General features: G+C 62.7%; 1 protein-coding gene. It reads left to right on the forward strand.

The window, feature by feature from the left end; genetic code table 11:
• On the forward strand, nucleotides 1–515 hold a 515-nt coding region (locus tag AWB68_RS46170; RefSeq protein ID WP_160110219.1), incomplete at both ends, for a tyrosine-type recombinase/integrase.

The following is a 515-nucleotide window of genomic DNA, read 5'->3' on the forward strand; positions in this document are numbered from 1 at the left end:
TTGATTTCATTGCTGTATCTGATGGGGCTGCGAATTTCCGAAGTCGTGAGCAACCCAATGGGCGGGTTCTTCAAGCGGCGCGATCGCGACGGCCAGGAGCGCTGGTGGCTCGCGATCACCGGCAAGGGCAACAAGGAGCGCTTGCTGCCAGCGACCGCGGAGTTGATGGCGGAGCTGGCTCGCTACCGCCAGCACTACGATCTGCCGGTGCTGCCCTACCCGCACGAGCCGACGCCGCTGCTGTTGCCGATCGGTGGCCTGCATCGGCCAATGACGCGCGGTGGCGTGCACCTGATTGTGAAGCAGATCTTTGAGAATGCAATTGACCATCTCACATCGAGCGGCGAACCCCGCGAGCATGCGGCGGAGCGCCTCAGGCAAGCATCGGCCCATTGGCTGCGCCATACCGCCGGCTCACACATGATGGACGGCCAAGTCGACCTGCGTTATGTGCGCGACAACCTCGGTCACGCATCGATCTCGACCACCAGTCAATACCTGCACGCGGACGACGA

Origin of the sequence: Caballeronia choica, from assembly GCF_001544535.1 — a bacterium.
In the GTDB taxonomy this organism is placed as follows: domain Bacteria; phylum Pseudomonadota; class Gammaproteobacteria; order Burkholderiales; family Burkholderiaceae; genus Caballeronia; species Caballeronia choica.